This window comes from Microbacterium sp. Bi121 (genome assembly GCF_918698005.1).
GTDB lineage: Bacteria > Actinomycetota > Actinomycetes > Actinomycetales > Microbacteriaceae > Microbacterium.
The window spans coordinates 47,771-70,617 of record NZ_CAKKLJ010000002.1 but is presented as its reverse complement, the minus strand read 5'-3'; the positions used below and the strand labels follow the sequence as shown (position 1 = coordinate 70,617).

At 68.4% G+C, this 22,847-nt stretch carries 18 protein-coding genes; 7 read left to right on the top strand and 11 right to left on the bottom strand.

The window, feature by feature from the left end:
* Positions 1-3: 3 nt before the first annotated feature.
* From LQZ87_RS03035 to LQZ87_RS03025, 3 genes are all read left to right on the top strand, one after another.
* Entirely contained in the window at positions 4-411 is a 408-nt protein-coding gene (locus LQZ87_RS03035) for a RidA family protein (RefSeq protein WP_230101986.1), read from the top strand.
* A 122-nt stretch (positions 412-533) separates the two neighbouring features.
* Positions 534-1,004 carry a hypothetical protein gene (locus tag LQZ87_RS03030; RefSeq protein WP_230101985.1) on the top strand — a complete coding sequence of 157 codons (471 nt, stop codon included), beginning with the start codon at positions 534-536 and terminating at the stop codon, positions 1,002-1,004.
* A 132-nt stretch (positions 1,005-1,136) separates the two neighbouring features.
* The gene (locus LQZ87_RS03025; RefSeq protein WP_230101984.1) at positions 1,137-2,597 is read left to right on the top strand and encodes a L,D-transpeptidase family protein; all 1,461 of its coding nucleotides are present in this window, start codon (positions 1,137-1,139) and stop codon (positions 2,595-2,597) included.
* 202 nt (positions 2,598-2,799) lie between these two features.
* Here the strand turns inward: LQZ87_RS03025 and LQZ87_RS03020 are convergent, their stop codons facing one another.
* Complete coding sequence (locus LQZ87_RS03020; RefSeq protein WP_230101983.1) at positions 2,800-5,016, bottom strand: NADP-dependent isocitrate dehydrogenase; 2,217 nt, start codon at positions 5,014-5,016, stop codon at positions 2,800-2,802.
* Positions 5,017-5,134: 118 nt separating this feature from the next.
* Here LQZ87_RS03020 and LQZ87_RS03015 point away from each other — a divergent pair, with 118 nt between their 5' ends.
* Together LQZ87_RS03015 and LQZ87_RS03010 are read left to right on the top strand one after the other, a co-directional pair.
* Entirely contained in the window at positions 5,135-5,596 is a 462-nt protein-coding gene (locus LQZ87_RS03015) for a GNAT family N-acetyltransferase (protein ID WP_230101982.1), read from the top strand.
* A gap of 89 nt (positions 5,597-5,685) precedes the next feature.
* Positions 5,686-7,122: a GH1 family beta-glucosidase gene (locus tag LQZ87_RS03010; protein ID WP_230101981.1), complete on the top strand. Its 1,437-nt coding sequence runs from the start codon at positions 5,686-5,688 to the stop codon at positions 7,120-7,122.
* A 16-nt stretch (positions 7,123-7,138) separates the two neighbouring features.
* Here the strand turns inward: LQZ87_RS03010 and LQZ87_RS03005 are convergent, their stop codons facing one another.
* From LQZ87_RS03005 to LQZ87_RS02970, 8 genes are all read right to left on the bottom strand, one after another.
* On the bottom strand, positions 7,139-7,969 hold the full coding sequence (locus tag LQZ87_RS03005) for a hypothetical protein (RefSeq protein ID WP_230101980.1): 831 nt from the start codon (positions 7,967-7,969) through the stop codon (positions 7,139-7,141).
* A 125-nt stretch (positions 7,970-8,094) separates the two neighbouring features.
* A complete protein-coding gene (locus tag LQZ87_RS03000) occupies positions 8,095-9,909 on the bottom strand; it encodes an ABC transporter ATP-binding protein (protein WP_230101979.1) in 1,815 nt (604 codons plus the stop codon).
* Positions 9,906-11,816: an ABC transporter ATP-binding protein gene (locus LQZ87_RS02995; RefSeq protein ID WP_230101978.1), complete on the bottom strand. Its 1,911-nt coding sequence runs from the start codon at positions 11,814-11,816 to the stop codon at positions 9,906-9,908. The genes LQZ87_RS03000 and LQZ87_RS02995 overlap by 4 nt, the downstream gene beginning before the upstream one ends.
* Before the next feature lie 288 nt (positions 11,817-12,104).
* On the bottom strand, positions 12,105-12,602 hold the full coding sequence (locus LQZ87_RS02990; protein WP_230101977.1) for a methylated-DNA--[protein]-cysteine S-methyltransferase: 498 nt from the start codon (positions 12,600-12,602) through the stop codon (positions 12,105-12,107).
* Positions 12,599-14,158 (bottom strand): Ada metal-binding domain-containing protein, encoded by a 1,560-nt coding sequence (locus tag LQZ87_RS02985; protein WP_230101976.1) that lies wholly within the window; start codon positions 14,156-14,158, stop codon positions 12,599-12,601. Before LQZ87_RS02985 ends, LQZ87_RS02990 begins: the two co-directional genes overlap by 4 nt.
* 163 nt (positions 14,159-14,321) lie before the next feature.
* Positions 14,322-15,929, bottom strand: a complete 1,608-nt coding sequence (purH, locus tag LQZ87_RS02980; protein ID WP_230101975.1) for a bifunctional phosphoribosylaminoimidazolecarboxamide formyltransferase/IMP cyclohydrolase — start codon at positions 15,927-15,929, stop codon at positions 14,322-14,324.
* A gap of 36 nt (positions 15,930-15,965) precedes the next feature.
* On the bottom strand, positions 15,966-16,547 hold the full coding sequence (gene purN / locus LQZ87_RS02975) for a phosphoribosylglycinamide formyltransferase (protein WP_230101974.1): 582 nt from the start codon (positions 16,545-16,547) through the stop codon (positions 15,966-15,968).
* A 26-nt stretch (positions 16,548-16,573) separates the two neighbouring features.
* On the bottom strand, positions 16,574-17,959 hold the full coding sequence (locus tag LQZ87_RS02970) for a DUF6350 family protein (RefSeq protein WP_230101973.1): 1,386 nt from the start codon (positions 17,957-17,959) through the stop codon (positions 16,574-16,576).
* A gap of 90 nt (positions 17,960-18,049) precedes the next feature.
* Here LQZ87_RS02970 and LQZ87_RS02965 point away from each other — a divergent pair, with 90 nt between their 5' ends.
* Complete coding sequence (locus tag LQZ87_RS02965) at positions 18,050-19,522, top strand: NCS2 family permease (RefSeq protein WP_230101972.1); 1,473 nt, start codon at positions 18,050-18,052, stop codon at positions 19,520-19,522.
* 132 nt (positions 19,523-19,654) lie between these two features.
* On the top strand, positions 19,655-20,623 hold the full coding sequence (locus LQZ87_RS02960) for a glycerophosphodiester phosphodiesterase family protein (RefSeq protein ID WP_230101971.1): 969 nt from the start codon (positions 19,655-19,657) through the stop codon (positions 20,621-20,623).
* 119 nt (positions 20,624-20,742) lie between these two features.
* Here LQZ87_RS02960 and sucD read toward each other — a convergent pair whose 3' ends face one another.
* Positions 20,743-21,645: a succinate--CoA ligase subunit alpha gene (gene sucD, locus LQZ87_RS02955; protein ID WP_230101970.1), complete on the bottom strand. Its 903-nt coding sequence runs from the start codon at positions 21,643-21,645 to the stop codon at positions 20,743-20,745.
* 33 nt (positions 21,646-21,678) lie between these two features.
* On the bottom strand, positions 21,679-22,845 hold the full coding sequence (gene sucC / locus LQZ87_RS02950; protein WP_230101969.1) for an ADP-forming succinate--CoA ligase subunit beta: 1,167 nt from the start codon (positions 22,843-22,845) through the stop codon (positions 21,679-21,681).
* Positions 22,846-22,847: the final 2 nt, after the last annotated feature.

Sequence of the window (22,847 nt, the reverse complement as noted above, 5' to 3'; positions counted from 1 at the left end):
GTGATGAGCACGAAGACTCGAATCACGACCGACGCCGCCCCCGCTCCAGCTCACACGTTCTCGCAAGGCGTGCGCAAGGGCCCGTTCGTCCAGGTCTCCGGACAGGGACCGGTCGACCCCTCGACGAACGAGTACGTGTTCGAGGGCGACGTGGCCGCGCAGACCACCCGCACGCTCGAGAACGTGAAAGCGATCGTCGAGGCGTCGGGTGCGACGTTCGACGACGTCGTCATGCTGCGCGTCTATCTCACGCAGCGCTCCGACTTCGCCGCCATGAACGACGCGTACGGCGCGTTCGTCGCGGCGCACACGCCGAGCGGCGTTCTCCCGTCGCGGACCACCGTCTTCACGGGTCTTCCGCGCGAGGAGATGCTCGTCGAGATCGACGGCATCGCCATCGTCGAGGGCTGACCCTGCGGCGGCTCATGGGTCATTCTGCCCATCGAGACCCCCGTGGCCGGTGTGCTTGACTGGTTTCTCGACCGGAGAATCGAGCACCGCACTTCGTGGTGCCGTCATTGAGGGGTAATCACATGAACCGCCGTATCGCAGCATTCGCCATCGCCACCGTCGCCGTCCTCGGCCTGACCGCCTGCTCCGGTGCGGCTGAGGAGCCCACGTCCGACAAGGCGGACTCGGGCGACTCGGCTCCCGCAGAGGAGACGAACACCGACCAGTCCGTCGAGGACGCGTGCGGCATCGTCATCCCGCAGCTGACCGAGGCCAGCAACGCGATGTCCAGCATCGACCCGGCGAGCGCCGACCCGCAGGCGACCGTCGACCAGTTCAACGAGTACATCGGCAAGCTCGGCGACACCGTCGACAGCGTCTCCAACACCGAGGTCAAGGAAGCCACCACCGCCGTGTACGACGACTTCGTCGCACTGGGCGAGGTGCTCACCAAGGTCGTCGTAGAGCAGGATCTCGACGCTGCCGGCGACCTCAGCACGATCACCAGCGACGTCACCGAGTCGGCCACCGCACTGCAGCAGCTCTGCAGCTGACGCACGGCCGCATCGATGATGCCCCGGGATCCGCGTGATCCCGGGGCATCATCGTCTCAACCGTTGCCCGCTCGTTATCTGCGGCCACGTATGATAGAGAAACTGTCGCGTTGACTCTCGGGGGGTGAAATCGTGACCGACCTTGTCGCCGCATCCGGTGAAGCCACCGGCGAGTCCACGACCAGCACGCAAGCGATGCCGCCGATCGACGGTGCTCGTCCAGTCGAGTGGGCTCCCCGCGAGCCTGCGCCGAAGAGGCATCGCACCGGCCTCTGGGTCGGCGTCGGCGTCGGCGCGCTGCTTCTCGCTGCGGGCGCGGCATCCACGATCCTCATCGCACCGGGTACGACGATCGCCGGCGTTCCGGTCGGTGGACTGACGCCGGCCGCCGCGGCAGAGACCGTCGAGGCGCACCTCGCCGGCCTGCAGATCTCGCTCACCGACTCCGCGGAGGACCTGGTCGTGACCGGGTCCGAGCTCGGCGCCTCGATCGACGCGAAGGCTCTTGCGGATGCCGCGTACGCCGAGCACCCGATGTGGAACGTCGGTGCCTGGCTGCCCGAGCCCATCGCCGCCGACATCTCACTCGACCCAGAGGTCGCGCACGACACTCTGCGCGGCCTGGTTCCCGCGAGCTACGAGGACGCGATCGACGCGAAGGTGTCGTTCGACGCCGGCAGCGCGTCCTACACGACCACCCCCGCTGTCGCGGGAACCGGCATCGACCTCGACGCGCTCACCGGCGCCATCACCGAGGCGATGAGTGACGGTGCGGGCACGCTCGAGTTCTCCGCCGCGCCGGCAGAGGCACCGGCTGCGGTCAGCGACGAGGAGGCCGCGGCGGTCGCCGACCAGCTGAACGGCATGCTGGCCGAAATCGGCTTCTACGTCGGCGACGAGCGGACGGTTCCGGTGTCACCAGCCGTCGCAGCGACCTGGCTCGACGTCGTCGACACGGACGGCGAGCTGACGATCTCCGCAGACGCCTCAGCCATCCAGGAGACCGTCGACGCCCTCGCCTCGAAGGTCGATCGCGCTCCCGTGGACGCCAAGACCATCGTCAACGGCAGCGGCACCGTCCTGCAGGAGCTGACCGCCGGCGTCACCGGCCGCACCCTCGGCGACACCAGCACGCTCGCGTCCGATTTCGCCGCGCAGCTCGAGAACGGCACGGCCGTTCAGCCGGTCGAGGTCGAAGAGGTCGCGTTCAAGACGACCACCCTGCTGCGACAGATCGACGTGAACCTGTCCACCCAGGTCGTCAGCGCCATCGAGAACGGCGTCGTCGTCGACTCCTGGTACGTCTCCTCCGGTGTCGACGGATTCAACACCCATCCCGGCACGTACCCCATCGGCTGGAAGACGTCGAGCCAGAACATGGGCAACCGCGATCTCACCAAGGCGCCGCACTACTTCCAGCCCGATGTCAAGTGGGTCATGTACTTCAATGGCGACCAGGCGCTGCACGGCGTCTACTGGCACAGCAACTGGGGCACGCGCATGAGTCACGGCTGCGTCGGCATGCCGGAGTGGCGCGCGCAGTGGTTGTTCAACTGGACGCCGCAGGGTGTCGGCGTCAACGTCCACTACTGACGCCCCGCAGACAACCTCCTCGCGCTGCTGTTCCCAGCCTCGCGCTGCTGATCCCAGCCTAGCGCTGCTGTTCCCTGTCGACGCTGCTGATACTTCTGCAGCGCGAACAGGATTGAACAGCGCGAACGAGGCGGACACCGCGCGCCAATCAAAACGCGAAAGGCCGGATGCATCAAGCATCCGGCCTTTCGTCGACTCAGCATCAGACCGCGTCGATGATCCCGTTCAGCGTCTGCGACGGGCGCATGATCTGCGCGACCTTGGCGACGTCGGGGCGGTAGTAGCCTCCGATGTCCACCGCGTGGCCCTGGGCGCCGTTGAGCTCGGAGACGATGTCATGCTCCTTCGAGGTCAGGTTCTCGGCGATCGGCGCGAACGCCGCTGCGAGGTCGGCGTCCTTGGTCTGCTTGGCCAGCTCCTGAGCCCAGTACAGGCCCAGGTAGAAGTGGCTGCCGCGGTTGTCGATCGTTCCGAGCTTGCGGCCCGGCGAGCGGTCCTCTTCGAGGAAGGTGCCTGTTGCGGCATCCAGCGTCTCGGCCAGTACACGCGCCTTCTCGTTGCCGGTGCGGTCCGCGAAGTGCTCGAGCGAGGCGGCCAGCGCGAAGAACTCGCCGAGCGAGTCCCAGCGCAGGTAGTTCTCCTCGACGAGCTGCTGCACGTGCTTCGGGGCCGATCCGCCTGCACCGGTCTCGAACAGCCCGCCGCCGGCGAGCAGCGGGACGATCGAGAGCATCTTCGCCGAAGTGCCGACCTCGAGGATCGGGAACAGGTCGGTGAGGTAGTCGCGCAGCACGTTGCCGGTGACAGAGATGGTGTCCAGGCCGTGGCGCATACGTGCCAGCGTGTAGCGGGTCGCCTCTTCAGGGGCGAGGATCGAGATCTGCGCTCCATCGGTGTCGAGGGTCGCGAGCGCCTGGTGCACCTTGGCGATCAGCTGCGCGTCGTGTGCGCGGTTGAGGTCGAGCCAGAACACGGCAGGGGCCCCGGTCGCCTGGGCACGGGTGACCGCGAGCTTCACCCAGTCCATGACAGGGATGTGCTTGGTCTGCGTCGCACGCCAGATGTCTCCGGCGCCGACATGGTGCTCGATGACGACGGTTCCGTCGCCGTCCACGACCTCGATGCGACCGGCCGAGGCGATCTCGAACGTCTTGTCGTGGCTGCCGTACTCCTCAGCCGCCTGCGCCATGAGGCCGACATTGGGGACGGTGCCGATCGTGGCCGGGTTCAGCGGGCCGTTGGCGATCACGTCGTCGAGCACGGCCTGGTACACACCGGCGTACGACGAGTCGGGGATGACGGCGAGCGTGTCATCTTCGGCGCCGTCGACGCCCCAGAGCTTGCCGCCGTTGCGGACGAGCGCCGGCATCGAGGCATCCACGATGACGTCCGAGGGGACGTGCAGGTTCGTGATGCCCTTGTCGGAGTTGACGTACGACAGACGGGGGCCGTCGGCGATCTTCTTCTCGAAGTCCGCAGCGATCTCGGCTCCGCCCTCGATGCCGGCGAGTCCGGTGAGGATCGAGCCGAGGCCGTCGTTGGCGCTGAGGCCTGCGGCGGCGAGCTGATCGCCGAAGCGCGCGAACACGTCGGCGAAGAACGTCTTGACGACGTGGCCGAAGATGATCGGGTCCGAGACCTTCATCATCGTCGCCTTGAGGTGCACCGAGTAGAGCACGTCGTCGTTCTTGGCGGTCTCGAGCGTCTCGGCGAGGAACGCGTCGAGAGCTGCTGCCGACAGGAAGGTCGCGTCGATGATCTCGCGCGGCAGCACCTTGAGGTTGTCCTTGAGGACGGTGACGGTGCCGTCTTCGGCGATGTGGCGGATGGTGAGGACGTCGTCGTGCGCGGCGATCCAGCTCTTCTCGTTGTGCTTGAAGTCGTCGTGCCCCATGGTGGCGACGCGGGTCTTCGAGCCCTCGGCGAACGGCTTGTTGGTGTGCGGGTGCTTCTTGGCGTAGTTCTTGACGGCCAGCGGCGCGCGGCGGTCGCTGTTGCCCTCGCGCAGAACGGGGTTCACGGCAGAGCCCTTGATGCGGTCGTAGCGAGCGCGGATGTCCTTCTCGTCGAGCGAGGACGGCTCGTCCGGGAAGTTCGGGATGTCGTAGCCCTGGGCCTGCAGCTCGGCGATGGCCGCCTTCAGCTGCGGGATGGATGCCGAGATGTTCGGCAGCTTGATGATGTTGGCCTCGGGGAGCGTGGCGAGTCCGCCGAGTTCGGCGAGGGCGTCGGACACCTCCTGCTCGGCGGTGAGGCGCTGCGGGAAGGCTGCGAGGATGCGGCCGGCGAGCGAGATGTCGCGCGTCTCGATCTCGATGCCCGCCTTGCCGGCGTATGCCTGGACGATCGGGAGGAGCGATGCGGTGGCGAGAGCCGGTGCCTCGTCCGTGTAGGTGTAGATGATGGCGTCGTCGGTCACCGGGAGATTCTCCGTTCACGAGTCAAATTTGTCTCGATACCAAGATACCTGAGTGCCCCAGTCCACGTTCCCGGACTTCTTTCTGTCCGCACTCGTCCAGAGAGGTTACCCTGGGGCTATGACTGAACTGCGCGTGGTCGAACTGTCCGCTGCGACGATCGTCGCCGTCAACAATCTGTCCCTGAAGCCGGGGCAGGAGCAGTACCTCGCGCCCGTCTCGTACGGGATCGCCGCTACCGTCATCAACCCGCAGACCTCCTGGCAGCGCGTCGTTCTCGACCGCAACGAGGTCGTCGGATTCGTCAGCGCGAACTTCGACCCCGAGGCTCCGGAAGAGCACTTCCGGTCGGTCCTGTGGCGCATCAATGTGGATGCCGACGACCAGGGTCGCGGCATCGGACGGTACGCCGTCGAGGCGCTGATCGAAGAGGCTCGCTCCCGAGGGATGAACCACGTCGATGTGATCTACGAAGCCGGTGACGCGGGTCCTGCCGCGTTCTTCGAGCGCGTCGGATTCACACAGGTCGGCGAGACCGAGTACGGCGAGGTCATCGCCTCTATCCAGGTCTCATCCTCGTAGCGGCGGCGGGGTCTCGGATCCCCTCCCCCACCGAGGCTCCGTCGTCTTTCGACGCGGGGTCTCTCCACGCCTCGATCCAGGAGAACCGAATGACGACCACGACCGGCTCCGCCGACTACCGCGACACGGGCCTCGTCTTTCCGCCATCGTTCACGTTCGGGTCTGCCACCGCGTCGTATCAGATCGAGGGCGCGGCTTCGGAGGACGGTCGCACGCCGTCGATCTGGGACACGTTCAGCAAGACGCCGGGCAAGGTGTGGAACGGCGACACCGGGGATGTGGCGTGCGACCACTATCACCGGCTCGATGAGGACCTGGACCTCATGGCGGAGCTCGGCCTGCAGGCCTACCGCTTCTCGATCGCGTGGCCGCGGATCCAGCCGACTGTCGACGGCGCCGTCGACCAGCGCGGGGTCGACTTCTACTCGCGCCTCGTCGACGGACTGCTCGCGCGCGGCATCCGGCCTGTCGCCACGCTCTACCACTGGGATCTTCCGCAGTACCTCGAGGACGCCGGAGGCTGGACCTCCCGCGCGACCACGGACGCGTTCGAGCGCTATGCCTCGGTCATGGGTGAGGCGCTCGGGGACCGGGTGCACACCTGGACCACGCTGAACGAGCCCTGGTGCTCGGCATACCTCGGCTACGGCCAGGGCGGTCATGCGCCCGGCCGCACCGAGCCGGCATCGGCCCTCTCGGCGGTGCACCACCTGAACCTCGCGCACGGCAGGGCGATCCAGGCGCTGCGCTCCACGTCCGCCGGCGACCCCGACTACTCGGTGACCCTGAACTTCCACGTGCTGCGCGGGCAGGGCGACGGCGCTTCGGAGGCGATGCGCCGGATCGACGCTCTCGCGAACCGTGCGTTCACCGGCCCGATGCTGCGAGGCGAGTACCCGGCCGATCTGCTCACCGACACCGCAGGGGTGACCGACTGGTCGTTCGTGCAGGACGGCGACCTGCAGACCATCAACCAGCCGATCGACGTGCTCGGAGTCAACTACTACTCCACCGCGACCGTGCGGCTCTGGGACGGCGTCTCCGAGAAGCAGCAGAACGACGGGCACAAGGGCACCTCAGCGGGAACCGCGTGGCCGGGCAGCGATCAGCTCGTCGAGTTCGTCGAGCAACCGGGTCCGTACACGGCGATGGGCTGGAACATCGCGCCGGAGGGACTGGAGGAGCTGCTCGTCTCGCTGTCGGAGCAGTTCCCCGGCCAGGCGCTCATGGTGACCGAGAACGGTGCCGCGTTCGACGATCAGGTCGCCGAGGACGGGTCGGTGCCCGATCCGGAGCGCACCGACTATCTGCGCCGCCACTTCACTGCGGCGCACCGGGCGCTGGCGCGGGGCGTCGACCTGCGCGGCTACTTCGTGTGGTCGCTGCTCGACAACTTCGAATGGGGCTACGGCTACGCCAAGCGGTTCGGCATCGTCCGGGTCGACTTCGACACGCTGGAGCGAACGGTGAAGGACTCGGGCCGCTGGTACCAGGAACTCGTCCGCACGCGCGCGCTGCCCGCGTAGGCGGCTCGGCGTCGCCTCACGAACGCGTGGGTTCGTCGTCCTTCGGCTTGCGGCGGGCGGTCCACGTCGCGAATGCGGACGCCGCGGCCCCGGCAGCGCGGTCCAGTGCCTCCGCCGACCGGCTGAGCACGTCGTGCGCTGTCTCCTGCCAGGCCTGCGAGGCACCGGGGTCGCGCCCTGCGGCCCGCTCCTTCGCCGTGTACTCGGCGACGTCGAACGTGCGCTCGAGATCGGCTACGGCATCCCGGTACGCCGAGAACTCCGCCGGCGTCACACCGGACGTCGACGATGGCCGCAGGTCGCGTGCCCGCCGCGCTGCGGCGAGGAACGCCGCCATCGCCGGATCCTTGCCGTTGCTCATGACGGGGTAGGCGATCAGCTTCGCCGGGTCGGTCTCGTAGTCCATCCACCGCGCCGTGATGGCGTCGTGGGCCCTGTGCAGCCGTGCGACCGGATAGCGGTCGGCCTGGGATGCGCGAGGCAACTCTGCCTGGGCTGCGCTGACGCGCGCCCGCCGTGCACGGACGTAAGCGGACGCGGCCTTGGCGTCGTACTCGGCCTGCTTCAGCGCGCGCCGCCCGCTGGCGACATCGGCGCTCGAGGCTCGGGATGCCGTCCGCTCTGCGACCAGACGGGCATGCTCGGCCCGCGCGACCTTCACGGCACGCCGGCGCTCGCCGACCTCGCGCTGAGCATCCCGCAGATCGCTGCGCGCGGCATCCAGCGCCAGGCGTCGGCCGCTGCGCTTACGACTGCGGCGCACGCCGACGGCGGTGACGGCACCGGCTCCGACAGCGGTCGGGGCGATCCACCACCACTCGGCGGCCAGCATCCACAACGGATCCACGTTCCGATCGTATCGGTCCCGCCCCATCGCGTCTCCGGTGTCGGGAGGGGTCGCAAGTCGTCGCCTCAGCACCCGCCAGGCGACCAGACGCGACCCCTCCCGCGCAGGGCGGGCGGATGCCCGCGCTAGACCAGCGTCTCCTGCCAGGCGGCGTGAAGCTGCGCGAACTTGCCGGTGCCGCCGATGAGGGCAGCGGGGGCGTCGTCCTCGATGATCTGTCCGTGCTCCATCACCAGCACGCGGTCGGCGATCGCGACCGTCGACAGGCGGTGCGCGATGATGATCGCCGTGCGGTCCTTGAGCAGCGTCTGCAGCGCATCCTGGATGAGCCGCTCCGACGGGATGTCGAGTGACGCCGTGGCCTCGTCGAGGATCAGCACCGCCGGATCGGCGAGGAACGCCCGCGCGAACGAGATTAGCTGACGCTGCCCCGCCGACACCCGACCGCCGCGCTTGTTCACGTCGGAGCTGTATCCGTCGGGCAGGGCCGAGATGAACTCGTCCGCGCCGACCGCCCTGGCCGCCGCCCTGATCTCGTCGAGCGTGGCATCCGGCTTCCCGAGCGCGATGTTGTCGGCCACCGTCCCGCTGAACAGGTACGCCTCCTGCGTGACCATGACGATCGCGCGGCGCAGGTCCTTCGGATGCAGCGACCGCAGGTCGACGCCATCGAGCGTGACCCGACCCAGTGACGGGTCGTAGAACCGCGAGATGAGCTTCGCGAGCGTCGACTTTCCCGCACCGGTCGTGCCGACCAGCGCGATCGTCTGACCGGCGGCGATGTCGAGCGAGAAGTTCGGGAGGATCGTCTTCTCCCCCGAGTATCCGAACGTGACCTCCTCGAAGCGCACGTGACCGCGCGACTCCCACAGATCGACCGGCACCTCTGGATCGGGAACGGTCGGCTGCTCCTCGAGCACGCCCGACACCTTCTCGAGAGCGGCGGTGGCCGACTGGTAGGAGTTCAGGAACATCGCGATCTCCTGCATGGGCGCGAAGAAGTTGCGCACGTACAGCACGGCCGACAGCAGCACGCCGACGGTGAGCGCACCGTCGGCGACGCGGATGCCGCCCCAGAGCACGACGAGGCCGAGCGTCAGCGCGGCGACCGCCATGAGGCCCGGCTCGAACGTGCCGAACAGCAGCATCGAACGACGGTTCACATCGCGGTAGTCCCCGGCGACCTTCTGGAAGGTCACGTCGTTGCGGGGCTCCTTGCGGAACGCCTTGACCGCACGGATGCCCGTCATCGTCTCGACGAACTGCACGATCACCTTGGCGCTGATCACGCGCGACTCGCGGAACACGACCTGCGACCGCGAGTAGAACCAGCGCATGAGCAGGTACAGCGGGATGCCCGCTACAGCCAAGATCACACCGGACTGCCAGTCCCACACGATGAGCGCGATGAACGTGAACGCACCGAAGAGCACGCCGGAGACGAGGTTGTTCAGACCGCCGTCGAGGAGCTCGCGGATCGAGTCGAGGTCGCTGGTCTGGCGCGAGATGATCCGGCCGGACGTGTACGTCTCGTGGAACTCCAGGCTCAGACGCTGCGTGTGCAGGAAGATGCGCTTGCGCAGATCGATCAGCACGGCCTGCGTGATGCGAGCGGCGACGACGACGTACCAGCCGATGAGCGCCGCGGCCGTGGCACCGGCGAACAGGTAGATGAAGCCGATCGTGAACGCCGGCATCCAGTCCGCGTGATCGAGGACCTGCGGCAGCGCCTTGTCGAGCCCGATGCTGATGAGGATAGGGCCGGCGACCTGCAGCGCCGTCGAGACCACGAGCACGATCGCTGCGAGAACGATCTGCGCCTTCAGCGGCGACACGAGCGAGCCGAGCAGACGCAGCGAGCGCTGGCGGATCGCCTTGCTCTCCTCGCGGGTGTAGTTGGAGCGGTCTTCGCCCTGGGTTCCGGTGAGTGCCGTGCTCACGCCTGCACCTCCTCTTCCTCGGTGGTGGATGCTTCGACCGCGGCTGCAGCCTCTTCGGCCTCTTCGAGATCCTGATCGGTGATGATCGGGATCGCGCCGGTGCGCGCGGCCTCCTCGGCCTCGAGGCTCGAGATCACGTGGCGGTAGTGCGTGCTCGTCCTCAGGAGCTCGGAGTGCGTGCCGACGGCGGTGATGCGCCCGCGCTCGAGCAGCGCGACGCGGTCGGCGAGCGCGACCGTCGACGGGCGGTGTGCGACGATCATCGCCGTGGTGTCGGCGAGGACGTGGCGCAGTGCCTCCTCGACGAGAGCCTCGGTGTCGACATCGAGCGCGGAGAGCGGGTCGTCGAGCACCAGCACCCTGGGCTTGGCCGCGACGGCGCGCGCGAGAGCGAGACGCTGGCGCTGCCCACCGGACAGGCTCAGCCCCTCTTCGCCGATGACCGTCTCGACGCCTTCAGGCAGCTGGTCGACGAACCCGGCCTGCGCGACGTCGAGTGCCTCGCGAAGCACGCGCTCGCCCTCTTCGCTGTGGACGTCGAGCTCGGCGCGGCCGAGCAGCACGTTCTCGCGCACCGAGGCCGAGAACAGCGTGGCGTCCTCGAACGCCATCGCGATGTGCTGACGCAGCTCGACGAGCGTCAGGTCGCGCACGTCGACGCCATCGAGCGTCACGCGCCCGCCTGTCACGTCGTACAGGCGCGTCGGGAGCGTGGTGAGGGTGGTCTTGCCGCTGCCGGTGAGGCCGACGAGCGCCATGGTCTCCCCCGGGCGCAGCACGAGGTCGATGCCGTCGAGCAGGTCGCGCTCTGCAGCGCCGGCATCCTGGTACCGGAAGTGCGCGTTCTCGAAAGCGAGCTCGCCGCGGGGCTCCGCGATCGTCACGGGGTTCTCCGGGTCGGTGATCGCGTTCGTCTCGGAGAAGATGTCGAACACGCGGTCGGTCGCGGTGCGGGCATCCAGCATGAACGAGAACAGGAACCCGATCGATTCGATCGGCCACCGCAGCACGGTCGCCATAGCGAAGAAGGCGAACAGCTCGGGCAGCTCGATGGCGCCCTGCGCGATCAACCAGATGCCCGACATCAGGCTGAGGCCGAACGCGATCTGCGGCATGAGGTCGAGCCAGAACCAGATCGATCCGATCGCGCGGGCCTTGCTGAGCTCGGTCTCGCGCAGGCTCTCCGCCTGCGTGCTGAAACGGTTGAGGGCGTGCTTGCCGCGGCCGAAGGCCTTGAGCACGCGGATGCCGTGGACGCTCTCCTCGACGCTGGTCGCGAGGTCGCCCGCCTGGTCCTGGCTCTGGCGAGCCAGGCGCCCGTAGCGCTTCTCGAAGAGGTAGCCCTGGATCCACAGCGGGATCGCCGTGACGATGAAGATCGCGCCCAGCAGCCAGTGCCAGCGGAACAGCAGCACGGAGCCGATGATGATCGTCAGGATGTTGACGACGAGCAGGATGAGACCGAACGCCAACCAGCGGCGGATCAGGCCGATGTCCTGCATCATGCGGCTGAGCAGCTGCCCCGACTGCCAGCGGTCGTGGAACGCGACCGGCAGCGTCTGGAGGCGCGAGTAGAGCTGCGTGCGCATCCGGTACTCGACCTCGGTCGAGGGCTTGAGGATGAACCAGCGCCGCAGCCAGACCATGACGGCTTCGCCGAGGCCGAGAGCGAGGACGGCGAGAGCGCCGAGGACGATCATTCCGACCGCGCCGGACTGCACGGGGCCGCGCACGATCTGCTCGAGCACGATCGGCACCATCAGGGCGATGATCGCAGCAGCGAGCGCGCTGGCGGCACCGCCGACGAAGCGCCAGACGACCGGCTTTACGAAAGGCGCGAGGCGCCACAGTGCCCGGGGCGTGGACAGCGAAGAGGACGTTGAAGACGAAGAAGGCGAGGAGGACATGACTCTCAGACGAGTTGTGGAGCGGAAGAGGTTCGAGTGGAGGGCGCGGCTGCGAAGCGCAGCGCCCTGGATGCGGCGGGCGGCCGGGAATCAGCCGCGCGAGAACCGGGTGGCGGTGTGGGCCGGGTTCGAGCCAGGAACGGTGATCTGCGCGACGGCGATCGAAATCATGGTGTCCTCCTCAGGCTCGAAGCCTCGCACCGGTCGGCGCGACAGCCCTCCAGCCTATTCCTGTGAACCGGCTGAGGGCAAGAACCATTCCGGATTTTGTTTGCGCTCCGCTCGAATTCACCGTGCGGCGCGTTCTCGGGCGAGCAACGACTCCTTCACGTCGACCCCCCAGGCGAAGCCGCCCATCGATCCATCCCCCCGCAGCACGCGATGGCACGGGACGAACAGCGCCGGCGCGTTGCGCGCGCAGATGGATGCCGCGGCGCGCACAGCGCTCGGGCTGCCCAGGGCCACGGCGAACTCCGTATAGGTCAGCGGCTGCCCCGGTGTGACGCGCCGGAGTGCGTCCCACCCGGCCCGCTGCATCTCGGTGCCGAACTGTCGCACCGGCACGTCGTCGATAGCGGAGAGATCGCCGTCGTAGTACGCGCGGACGGCGGACGCGGCATCGGTTGTGCCGTCGCGGACCTCTGCCGGACGGTTCTTCTCGGCCAGTCGGCCGACGATCTCGTCGTGGTCCGCGGTCCAACCCGAGGCGAGGACGCGCTGGTGCTCGTCGACGAGGATGGTGAACGGCCCGTCTGCGGTGTCGATGGTCTGGATGAGAGCGGTCATGAGACCTCCTTGGTCGAAGGTGTGGTCGAGGACGTAGTCCGTGTCTGTCGAGGTCGTGGAGTGCGAACGGGTGCTGCGCGCCACAGATGAGCGCAGAGGTAGCTGCGCCACGGGGCCGTGCGTTCTGCCCAGGTCGTGAGTTCGGCGGCTGGGCCGCCCGCACCATCGATCTTCTTCGACGCGATGATGCCGGCTGCGGCGGCCCCGGCGCGGACGGCGACGTCTCCCGGCAGCAGGATGTCCGGATCGCCGAGAACGCGCATCCGCACGTAGTCCGCGGTCCACGGCCCGATGCCCGGCATCGCCAGCAGCGCCGCACGCTGAGCAGCGCTGTCGTCGCCGACCGTGAGGGCGAGCGAGCCGTCGGCGAGTGCGGCGGCAGCGCCGGTGACGGCGCGGATGCGCGCGGCGGGCCCGCGCAGCACTTCAGCCCCGTGCTCGGCGATCGCCGTCACGGTCGGGAACAGGAGTCCGTCGTCGGCCGCTCTCTCCCCCAGCGCCTCGGTCAGCGACGTCAACGCCGTTCGGGCGGCGGCGACGGTGATCTGCTGGCCGACCATGGCCCGGATGAGCATCTCATGCGGGTCGGCCGCGCCCGGGACGCGGATGCCGGGGACCCGAGCCACGAGCGGCGCCAGCTCTGAATGAGCCGACAGCGCCGAGTCGATCGCGACGGGATCGGCATCCAGGTCGAAGATCCGGCGCGCTGTGGCGACCAGCGGAGCGAGGTCGCCGAGGTGGGTGACGCGGGCTCGCAGTCGCAGTCGTCGGTCCACGCCCTGGCGCACCTCGAACCACGCCGGCCCGCCTGGCATCCGCAGGTGCCGGGCGAACGATGTCGCGGTCGCCGTCTCGACGCCGGGGATGGCGCGGGCGATCATCCAGGCGAAGATGCCGGCTGCATCCATCGGCTCACGGTGCGGCAGAAGCAGGTCGATCTCGCCCGGCGTCTCGATCCCGCGGTGCCGCTTCGCGCGCAGCTCGGTCGGGGTGAGCCCGAACACCTCGCGGATCGTCTCGTTGCACTGGCGGATGCTGGCGAATCCGGCCGAGAACGCGATGTCGGCGATCGGCAGGTCGGTGCCGACCAGCAGCATCCTGGCGTTGTGGGCGCGGTGAGCCCGGGCGAGGGCCAAGGGTCCTGCGCCGAGTTCAGCGGTCAGCAACCGCGTGAGGTGGCGGCTGGAGTATCCGAGCCTCGATGCCAGCCCCGGAACGCCCTCGCGCTCCACCACGCCGTCGGCGATGAGGCGCATGGCGCGTGCCGCGGCATCCCCCCGCACGTCCCACGCCGGCGAGCCGGGCGCGGCCTCGGGAAGGCAGCGCTTGCATGCGCGGAAACCGGCCTCATGAGCTGCGGCGCTCGTCGGGAAGAAGCTGACGTTCTCGCGCTTCGGCGTGCGCGCAGGGCAAGAGGGGCGGCAGTAGATGCCGGTGGAGTGCACGGCCGTGACGAACTGCCCGTCGAAGCGGGTGTCGCGCGCGTCGATCGCGCGATACCGCTCGTCGAATGTCATGCCGCTCAGAGAGCTGGTTGCCATCGTCAGGAGGCTCATGCCTCCACTCTGACACGTCCGAAAGCCGCCGGCTCGCGGAAATCGGACATAACAGTGACACCTACAATCGAGGCCCCGTCTTCGCATCGAGACCCCGTCGTACACACGTCAGTACGACGGGGTCTCGACAACAAGACGGGGTCTCGCGTGGCCTGGCGAAGCGTCAGTGGAAGAAGTGGCGCTCGCCCGTGAAGAACATCGTCACACCGGCCGCCTTCGCCGCCGCGATGACCTCGTCGTCGCGCACCGAGCCGCCGGGCTGGATGATCGTCGAGATGCCGGCGTCGAGCAGCACCTGCGGTCCGTCCGCGAACGGGAAGAAGGCGTCGGATGCCGCCACCGACCCGGCAGCCCGGTCGCCTGCCCGCTCCACCGCGAGGCGGCAGGAGTCGACGCGGTTGACCTGGCCCATGCCGATGCCGACGGTGGCGTTGCCCTTGGCGAGCACGATCGCGTTGGACTTCACGGCGCGGCAGGCCTTCCACGCGAAGATCATGTTCTCCATCTCGGCCTCGTCAGGCTGCTCGCCGGTGACGAGCTGCCAGTCCTTGGCGACCGACTGGATGTCATCGGGGAACCGGTCGGCGTCCTGCAGCAGCAGGCCGCCCGAGACCAGGCGCACGTCCATGCGCTCCTGCTGCCAGTCGTCCGGCAGCTGCAGCAGACGCAGGTTCTTCTTCGCCTTGAAGACCTCGAGCGCAGCGGGCTCGAACGACGGCGCGACGATGACCTCGGTGAAGATGTCCTTGAGGTTCTCGGCCATCTTCAGGGTGACGGTGCCGTTCGTGGCGATGACGCCGCCGTACGCCGACACCGGGTCGCACTCGTGCGCACGCAGGTGGGCGCTGGCGATCGGGTCGAGAGCGTTCGGGGCCGTCGTCGCGATGCCGCAGGGGTTCGCGTGCTTCACGATCGCCACGGCCGGCAGGATCATGTCGAACGCGGCGCGCAGCGCGGCATCCGCATCGACGTAGTTGTTGTACGACATCTCCTTGCCCTGCAGTTGCACGGCCTGGGCGATGCCATGGCCGCCGACGCGGCTGTAGATCGCTCCGCGCTGGTGCGAGTTCTCGCCGTAGCGGAGGGTCGCGAGGCGCTCGGCTTTGATCGTTAGGTGCTCCGGCAGCTCGCCGCCCTCGGTGAGGGTGCCCTCGGCGAACCAGGCGGCGACGGCCGTGTCGTACGACGAGGTGTGCGCGAACGCGCGGGCTGCGAGCTCGCGGCGCTGCGTGAGCGTCGTGCCGCCGCTCTGGATCGACTCGATGATCGCCGGGTACGACTCCGGTGAGACGACGATCGCGACGTTGGCGTGGTTCTTCGCGGACGCGCGCACCATCGCGGGGCCGCCGATGTCGATCTGCTCGACGACGTCATCCCCGGTCGCGCCGGACTGCACGGTCTCCACGAACGGGTACAGGTTGACGACGACCAGCTCGAACGGCGAGATGCCGAGCTCGGCGAGCTGACGCTCGTGATCCTCGAGGCGCAGGTCGGCGAGCAGGCCGCCGTGGATGCGGGGATGCAGGGTCTTCACTCGACCGTCGAGCATCTCGGCGACTCCGGTGACGGCAGCGACGTCCGTCACCGCGAAGCCCGCCTCGCGGATGGTGGCGGCGGTCGAGCCGGTGGAGACGACCTCGACACCCGCATCGGCCAGAGCCGCTGCGAGCGCGAGCAGATCGGTCTTGTCGCTCACCGAGACCAGTGCGCGCTTGATCGGGACGATGTCGCGGTCGCGGTACAGGGACTTGTCGTGGCTCGGGCCGGCCATGGATGATCTCCTTCTTGCGTGGGCGTGCGGGGTCGGTCAGTGGGTGAGGGCGAGGTCGCCGGTGGCGATGCGACGCACGACGTCGATGAGCAGGCGCCTCTCGACGGGCTTGATGCGCTCGTGAAGCGTGTCCTCAGAGTCGCCCGGATGCACCGGGATGCGCTCCTGGGCGAGGATCGGGCCGGTGTCGACGCCGTCGTCGACGACGATGACGCTGGCCCCGGTCTGGGTGACGCCGGCGGCGAGCGCATCGCGGACGCCGTGTGCGCCGGGGAACTCGGGCAGGTATGCCGGGTGGGTGTTGATGATGCGAGGCGTGTACCGGGCCACGATCGCGGCCGGCAGGAGGCGCATCAGCCCGCTGAGCACGATGAGGTCGGGCTGCCAGACGTCCAGCTGCGCGGCGACGGCCTGGCCCCAGGCGTCGCGGGTCTCGAAGTCGCGGAACGACTCCGTGAAGCTCGGGATGCCGTATTCCTCGGCGTGCGCGAGTCCTTCGGCGTCGCGATCTGCACCGACGACGACGATCCGCGCTGGGAAGTCCGGGTGGCTTGCTGCTTCCAGGAGTGCGCGGAGGTTCGAGCCGGTGCCGGAGATGAGAACGGCAACCGTGAGCACGGTGCCAGTCTAGTGGGGCGCCTCGCCTAGCGAGGTGTCGGGGTGCCGTCCCCGAGGAAGCCGTGATCGTCGAGGGGCTGCGTGTCGTTCTGGTCGGGGACGTGCGCGTCCGCCGTACCGGCATCCGCCCACGAGAACACCGCATCGGGATCGGCCGTCGGCGAGGTGCCCATCTCGGCGACCCAGCGGTCGGTGCGCTCCTCGGCCAGCTCATCGCGGTGCCGCGGAGCGAGCAGCAGGATCGCCGCGCCCACGAGCACCTCGAGGCCGACGGCAAGCGCGGTCCAGCCGACATTGGGACCGACCTGCGCCATGCGCCCCGGTCCGATCGAACCGGATGCCAGCACCACGGCGATCGCGACGACGCCGGCTCCGGCGATCGCGATGCCGGCCGCGATGCCGACCCGAGGAGCCAGGGGGCCGGCGGCATCCTGCCAGACCAGTCGCGATCGGACGATCCACCCGGCGAACGCCCCTGCGCCGACGGGCAGCAGGATCACGATGAGCATCCAGATCGAGCTGTTCTCTGGGAGCAGACCGAGCATCGGGATGCCGGGGACCACCCCGAGCTCGGTACCGGCCGGCGAGACCGACGTGCCGGCGCCGACGGCGAATCCGGGGCCTGCGAGCCACGCGACGGCCCACACGAGCAACGTCGGCAGGTAGGCGAGGTGGCCGAGCGTGAGGACGGTGGCGCCGGTGGCATCCACCCGCGCGGCCTCGAACAGGGCGACCATCTCCGCCCCGCGCACGGCGACCATGACGGCGACGGCGAGGCCGGCGATGCCGGTGAGGGCGACCACGACGACGGTGGTCCCGCGGACCACCTCTCCGGGGACGACGCTCCAGTGCCCGAGCCCGTCTACGCGATCATGGATGCGGTCGATGAGCCCGCCATCCCCCTCGCGCCATGCGTAGCCGACGGCACCGGACAATGCTCCGACGACGTAGACGCCGGCAGGCAGCAGGATCGCCAGCCACATCGGGACGCTCGCGATGTCCGTACCCGCCGTGACGGCGACGGCGGCCGCGATCACCGCGAAGGTCAGAGTGCCCGCAGCCACCCCGAGACCCCAGGCACCCGAACGCGCGGCCCGGACTCCGGAGCGGCCGGCGAACAGCAGCGTGAACACGAGGAACGCCAGGGGCGTGAGCGAGAGCGTGAAGTTCGCGGCATCCGGCGCGATGCCGATGGCGGAGACCACGGCATCCGGCAGAGCGATCTCGAGCGGGACGCCGTGGCCGAACTGCCAGAGCGTTCCGGTGGCCGGCCACAGGCCGCCCCAATCGGCCGTCGCACCGAACGCGAGCGTCCACAGCAGAGTGAGAGGTGCGAGCAGCACGGCGAGGCCGACTGCCGCCGCGATGGCAGCGTCGACCGCGGCGAGGATCGCGACGAGGAGGCGTTGCATGTCTCAACGAGACTACGACGAGAACCTGGCGGTCCCGCGCGGGCGCGCGCGAGGGCGCAGACACGATATCGTTCCCGAGGAGGTTCCCCGATGACAACTGCCCCCTCGTCCGCACCCGATCAGACCGCCGAGCCGAAGAACGCGCTGGATCGCTTCTTCGAGATCACCAAGCGGGGCTCGACGATCGGCACAGAAGTCCGTGGCGGCATCGTCACATTCGTCACGATGGCGTACATCGTGATCCTGAACCCGATCATCCTGTCCGGCGCGGCCGACATCGACGGCAACACTCTGAGCTTCAGCGCGGTCGGCGCCTCGACCGCGCTGACCGCCGGCGTGATGACCATCCTGTTCGGTCTGATCACCCGTCTGCCGTTCGCGTTCGCGGCGGGCCTGGGCATCAACGCCTTCCTCGCGTTCTCGGTCGTCGGACAGGTCACCTGGCCCGAGGCCATGGCACTGGTGATGATCAACGGTGCGGTGATCGTGCTGCTGGCCGCAACCGGCCTTCGGAAGATGATCTTCGACGCCGTGCCGTTCCAGCTGAAGATCGCCATCACGGTCGGCATCGGCCTGTTCATCGCCTTCATAGGCTTCGTGAACTCCGGTTTCGTCACCTCTACCGGCAGCGCATCGCCGCCCGTCGGGCTCGGCATCGGCGGCTCCGTCGCCACCGTTCCGACCCTGCTGTTCGTGGCGACCCTGATCATCACCGGCATCCTCGTGGCTCGCAAAGTCAAGGGCGGGCTGCTCATCGGCCTGGTCACCGGCACCGTGCTGGCCGTGATCGTCGAGGCGATCTGGCACCTCGGTCCGCAGTTCGGCGATGACGGCTCGGTCAACCCCGGCGGCTGGAGCCTCACGGTTCCCGCGCTCACGGGTACGCCGGTGAGCCTGCCCGACCTCAGCCTGGTCGGCGCCGTGGACTTCGGATTCGACTTCGGCAAGGTCAGCGTCGTCGCCCTGGTCATGATCGTGTTCACGCTCGTCTTCTCGAACTTCTTCGACGCCATGGGCACGATGACCGGACTCGCCAAGGAGGCCGGCCTCGCCGATGCGAAGGGCGACTTCCCCCGCATCAAGTCCGCCCTGATCGTCGAGGGCGTCGGCGCCATCGCCGGTGGTGGCACTTCATCGTCGTCGAACACGGTGTTCATCGAGTCCGGCGCCGGTATCGGCGAGGGCGCCCGCACCGGATTCGCCAACGTCGTCACCGGCGTGATGTTCCTGCTCGCGATGTTCCTGACGCCCCTGACGTCGATCGTCCCGACCGAGATCGCAGCGGCCGCACTGGTGATCGTCGGCGCGATGATGATGGCCCAGATCAAGCACATCGATCTGAGCGACTTCGGCGTCCTGCTGCCGGTGTTCCTCACCGTCACCGTGATGCCGCTGACCTACTCGATCGCCAACGGCATCGGTGCGGGCTTCGTCAGCTGGGTGCTCGTCCAGTCGCTCGGAGGCAAGGCGAAGAGCGTGCACCCGCTGCTGTGGACCGTAGCGGCCGGTTTCGTGCTGTTCTTCGCCCGCGGACCGATCGAGGCGGCCTTCGGGGTCGCCTGACGCGCACACCATGGCAGATCAGCGGGGCGGATGCTGCGGCATCCGCCCCGCTTTCGTTCCGTTGGACGGCGTCAGAAGAAAGTAACGAAAAGGTCTCGACTTCGAGGCGGCTTCTCTGCCAGGATGCGGATCATGAGCGGTCGCCGTCGACGCCTGTGGAGCACAGGAGCCATCGGCGTCGCCGCGTCCCTGGCCCTTGCGACGTTCTCCTCCCCGCCCGCTGAAGCGCTGGCGTCCCACCCTGCGCATTCCCGTCCAGCAGCAGAGGTCTCCACTGCGTCTGCTCCCGCGGCGAAGACCTCGCTCGCGGCGCTCGACGCGATCATCCTGCGACCGCTCACTGTGCTGCGCGGCCCCGGCGAGGCGGGAGCGATCATCGCGCACCGCGGCAATTCGTCGGCGGCTCCGGAGAACACGATGCCGGCGTTCGTGTCGTCGATCGAGAGCGGTGCGGAGTACTGCGAGATCGACATCCGTCTGTCGAAGGACGGCGTCCCTGTCGTCATCCACGACCGCACCGTCGATCGGACGACGAACGGGGCGGGTGCCGTCTCGGAGATGACGATCAGCGAACTGCGGGCGCTGGATGCCGGTTCCTGGCTCTCCGAAACGTTCGCCGGGACACCGATCCCGACACTCGACGAAGTGCTCGCCCTGGCGGCCTCCAGCGGGACGCGAGTGCTCATCGAGTACAAGGGCACATGGAGCAAGGCAGGCGTCAAGACGACGGTCGACATGATCGAGGCGGTCGGGCTCACGAGCACGGTCGTCGCCCAGAGCTTCAGTCAGAAGACTGTCGCTCGCATCGCGGATGCCGCCCCCGAATTGACGGTGGGGTGGCTCACCGAGGATCTCGACGCGTCGACCGTCGCGACGGCGACGGCTATCGAAGCCGACGCCGTGAACCCGCGCACCGCGACCGCACGGGGAGTCGCTCGCGCTCACCGCGCCGGGCTCGGGGTGTTCGTCTGGACGCAGGATGCGGAGACGGACTGGCGGGCGCTCACGGCGATGGGTGTCGACGGCATCATCACGAACCGACCCGATGCACTCCTCGAATGGGTGCTCGACCGGGAGAAGTCCGCCGCCGGCCTCTTCTGATTCGGCATCCGGCATCCGGTATCCGCTATCCGCTCGACAGTCTGGGGGCCCGGACGACGGCCGGATACGAGTGAAGGCCCCGGGGTGGAGCCCGGGGCCTTCACTGAGAGTCTACCTGCTTACAGCGACTCCACGATCGCGCGCATCAGGTCGGCGGTCTCGGACGGGGTCTTCCCGACCTTGACGCCGGCGGCCTCGAGGGCCTCCTTCTTCGCCTGGGCGGTACCGGCCGAGCCGGAGACGATGGCGCCTGCGTGGCCCATGGTCTTGCCCTCTGGCGCGGTGAAGCCCGCGACGTAGCCGACGACCGGCTTGGTGACGTGCGCCTTGATGTACTCGGCCGCACGCTCCTCGGCGTCGCCGCCGATCTCGCCGATCATGACGATCGCCTTGGTCTCGGGGTCGGCCTCGAACGCCTCGAGAGCGTCGATGTGCGTCGTGCCGATGACCGGGTCGCCGCCGATGCCGATGGCGGTCGAGAAGCCGAGATCGCGCAGCTCGAACATCATCTGGTAGGTCAGGGTGCCCGACTTCGAGACGAGTCCGATCGGGCCCTTGCCGGTGATGTTCGCCGGGGTGATGCCGACGAGCGCCTCGTCCGGCGTGATGATTCCGGGGCAGTTCGGGCCGATGATGCGGGTCTTGTTGCCCTTGCTCTTCGCGTACGCCCACGCCTCGGCCGAGTCGCCGACGGGGACGCCCTCGGTGATGACGACGAGCAGCGGGATCTCGGCGTCGATGGCCTCGATCATGGCGGACTTGGTGAAGGCACCGGGGACGAAGGCGATCGACACGTCGGCGCCGGTCTCCTTCATGGCCTCTTCGACCGAGCCGAAGACGGGCAGCTCGACCGGAGCGCCGTCCTTGTCGGTGTGCGAGACGGTCGTTCCGGCCTTGCGGGCGTTGACGCCGCCGACGACCTGGGTGCCGGCCTTGAGCATGAGGGCGGTGTGCTTGGTGCCCTCACCGCCGGTGATGCCCTGGACGATGACCTTGGAATCCTTGTTCAGGAAGATCGACATTTCTTCTTATTCCTTTTCTCAGATCTCAGGCGTTCAGGCGTTCGCCAGCTCGGCGGCCTTGTCGGCGCCCTCGTCCATGGTGGCGGCGAGGGTCACGAGCGGGTGGGCGTACTCGGCGAGGATCGCGCGACCCTCTTCGACGCGGTTGCCGTCGAGGCGCACGACGAGCGGCTTGGACGCCGTGTCGCCGAGCGTCTGCAGAGCGCCCTTGATGCCGTTGGCGACGGCGTCGCACGCCGTGATGCCGCCGAAGACGTTGACGAAGACGGACTTCACCTGCGGGTCGCCGAGGATGACGTCGAGGCCGTTCGCCATGACCTCGGCGGATGCTCCGCCGCCGATGTCGAGGAAGTTGGCGGGCTTCACGCCACCGTGGTTCTCGCCCGCGTACGCGACGACGTCGAGCGTGGACATGACCAGGCCAGCACCGTTGCCGATGATCCCGACCTCGCCGTCGAGCTTGACGTAGTTCAGGCCCGATTTCTTGGCCTTGGCCTCGAGCGGGTCGGCAGCGTCCTTGTCCTCGAGCTCTTCGTGCTCGGGGTGGCGGATCTCGGAGGCGTTCTCGTCGAGCGTGACCTTGCCGTCGAGCGCGATGATGTCGCCCTCTTCGGTGCGGACGAGCGGGTTGACCTCGACGAGGGTGGCGTCCTCGCCCTTGTAGACCTCGTACAGCTTGACGAAGACGTCCGAGACCTTCTCGATGAGGTCCTCGGGGAACTTCGCCGCACGGGCGATCTCGACGGCCTTGGCCTTGTCGATGCCGGTCAGCGGGTCGACCTCGATGCGGGCGAGGGCCTCGGGGCGCTCGACGGCGAGCTCTTCGATCTCCATGCCGCCCTCGACGCTGCACAGCGACAGGTAGGAGCGGTTGGAGCGGTCGAGCAGCACGGAGAAGTAGAACTCCTCGGCGATGCGGGCGCCGGCGGCGACCATGACGCGCTTGACGATGTGGCCCTTGATGTCCAGTCCGAAGATCGCCTTGGCTGCTTCGTACGCCTCATCGGGGGTCTTGGCGACCTTGACTCCGCCAGCCTTGCCACGACCGCCGGTCTTGACCTGAGCCTTGACGACGACCACGCCGCCGAGCTTCTCCGCTGCCGCTTTCACCTCCTCGGGGGTGTCCGCGACGATGCCGGCGAGGACCGGCACTCCGTACTTCTCGAAAACGTCTCGTGCCTGGTACTCGTACAGATCCACTG

Coding starts and splice junctions, on each gene's coding strand:
- LQZ87_RS03035 (WP_230101986.1), top strand. CDS start 4: ATGAGCACGAAGACTCGAATCACGACCGACGCCGCCCCCGCTCCAGCT.
- LQZ87_RS03030 (WP_230101985.1), top strand. CDS start 534: ATGAACCGCCGTATCGCAGCATTCGCCATCGCCACCGTCGCCGTCCTC.
- LQZ87_RS03015 (WP_230101982.1), top strand. CDS start 5,135: ATGACTGAACTGCGCGTGGTCGAACTGTCCGCTGCGACGATCGTCGCC.
- LQZ87_RS03010 (WP_230101981.1), top strand. CDS start 5,686: ATGACGACCACGACCGGCTCCGCCGACTACCGCGACACGGGCCTCGTC.
- LQZ87_RS02995 (WP_230101978.1), bottom strand. CDS start 11,816: ATGTCCTCCTCGCCTTCTTCGTCTTCAACGTCCTCTTCGCTGTCCACG.
- LQZ87_RS02990 (WP_230101977.1), bottom strand. CDS start 12,602: ATGACCGCTCTCATCCAGACCATCGACACCGCAGACGGGCCGTTCACC.
- LQZ87_RS02985 (WP_230101976.1), bottom strand. CDS start 14,158: ATGAGCCTCCTGACGATGGCAACCAGCTCTCTGAGCGGCATGACATTC.
- purH (WP_230101975.1), bottom strand. CDS start 15,929: ATGGCCGGCCCGAGCCACGACAAGTCCCTGTACCGCGACCGCGACATC.
- LQZ87_RS02970 (WP_230101973.1), bottom strand. CDS start 17,959: ATGCAACGCCTCCTCGTCGCGATCCTCGCCGCGGTCGACGCTGCCATC.
- LQZ87_RS02965 (WP_230101972.1), top strand. CDS start 18,050: ATGACAACTGCCCCCTCGTCCGCACCCGATCAGACCGCCGAGCCGAAG.
- LQZ87_RS02960 (WP_230101971.1), top strand. CDS start 19,655: ATGAGCGGTCGCCGTCGACGCCTGTGGAGCACAGGAGCCATCGGCGTC.
- sucD (WP_230101970.1), bottom strand. CDS start 21,645: ATGTCGATCTTCCTGAACAAGGATTCCAAGGTCATCGTCCAGGGCATC.